Source organism: Microbispora cellulosiformans (genome assembly GCF_008728085.1).
Taxonomy (GTDB): domain Bacteria; phylum Actinomycetota; class Actinomycetes; order Streptosporangiales; family Streptosporangiaceae; genus Microbispora; species Microbispora amethystogenes.
Map to the genome: position 1 here is coordinate 1 of NZ_VYTZ01000044.1, position 1,598 is coordinate 1,598.

At 70.3% G+C, this 1,598-nt stretch carries 2 protein-coding genes; both read left to right on the forward strand.

All coding sequences use genetic code 11. The features are described from left to right. A partial coding sequence (locus tag F5972_RS39110; protein ID WP_191910506.1) for a cellulose-binding domain-containing protein occupies positions 1 to 834 on the forward strand: 834 nt, incomplete at its 5' end. Positions 835 to 885: 51 nt separating this feature from the next. Further along, on the forward strand, positions 886 to 1,598 hold a 713-nt coding region (locus tag F5972_RS36740; RefSeq protein ID WP_225312237.1), incomplete at its 3' end, for a cellulose-binding domain-containing protein.

Consider the following 1,598-nt stretch of genomic DNA (forward strand, 5'->3'; position numbering starts at 1 on the left):
AACGGCTCCCTGTGGAACAGCCAGTGCTCCGGCGGCCAGATCATCAAGACCGCCCAGCAGTGGGGCGACCAGGCCCGCGCCATGTACCCCGGCTACACCGGCCGCTACCCCCGCATGCAGCTGTGGCACGGCACCACCGACACCACCCTGCACTACAACAACTTCGGTGAAGAGATCAAGCAGTGGACCAACCTCAACGGGCTGAGCCAGACCCCCGCCTTCACCGACCACCCGCAGTCCAGCTGGACCCGCACCCGCTACGGCAACACCGGCACCCACGCCACCGTCGAGGGCATCAGCATCTCCGGCGTCGGCCACCAGCTCCCCATGAGCGGCCAGCTCGCCTACGCCATCTCCTTCCTCGGCCTCGACGCGCCGGGCACCTCCATGTCGCCGTCCCCTTCTCCGTCCACGTCCCCCACGCGGTCGCCCTCGCCCTCGCCCTCACCGTCGCCCTCGGTCTCGCCGTCGGCGTCGCCGAGTAGCTCCCCGTCGTCCTCACCGACCGGCGGGACGGGCGCCTGCCGCGTCAGCGCCACCGTCAACGCGTGGAACAGCGGCCTGACCGAGGACATCACCATCACCAACACCGGTTCCTCCGCCGTCAACGGCTGGTCGCTCGCGTTCACCCTCCCCAGCGGGCAGACCATCACCGGCGGCTGGAACGCCACCTACTCGCCGAGCAGCGGCCAGGTCACGGCGACCAACGTCAGCTACAACGGCTCGATCCCGGCCGGCGGCTCCGTCCAGATCGGCTTCCAGGCCAACCACACCGGGAACGCCGGCAAGCCCACCTCGTTCACGCTGAACGGCGCCACCTGCACCGTGTCCTGACAAGCACCGTGTCCTGACGGCACGACCCGATCCCTAACCTGGAGGACAGCAGTGCCCCCCATTCGACACCGGCGCTGGCTCGCGGCCGCGATGGCCGCCGCGCTCGGCGCTCTCGGAGTCGCGACCGCAGGCACGGCCCAGGCCGCCGCCGGTTGCCAGGTCACCTACACGGTGACCAACCAGTGGCCGGGCGGCTTCGGCACCGACGTCAAGGTGACCAACCTGGGCGACCCGATCAACGGCTGGAAGCTGACCTGGTCGTTCACGGCCGGGCAGACCATCACCCAGCTGTGGAGCGGCACCTACACCCAGTCGGGTGCGCAGGTCACGGTGAGCGACGCGGGCTACAACGCGTCCATTCCGACCGGCGGCAGCACGAACTTCGGCTTCAACGGCTCCCTCAGCGGGTCGACCAACCCGGTGCCGACGAACTTCGCCGTCAACGGCACCGCCTGCACCGGCACCGTGACCAGCAGCCCCAGCGCCAGCCCGTCACAGAGCCCCTCGCAGAGCCCGTCCCAGAGCCCCTCGCCCAGTCCTTCCCCGAGCCCGTCGCCGAGCGCCTCGCCCAGCCCGTCGCCGAGCCCGTCACCCAGCCCCTCGGCGACGCCGAGCGGGCCGTGGCCGCCCTCGTCGACGTACTCCAACCCGGTGCTGTGGGACGACCTCGCCGACATCGACATCATCCGGGTCGGCGACACCTACTACTACTCCGCCTCCACGATGCACTACTCGCCCGGCGCGCCGGTCCTGCGCTCCTATGA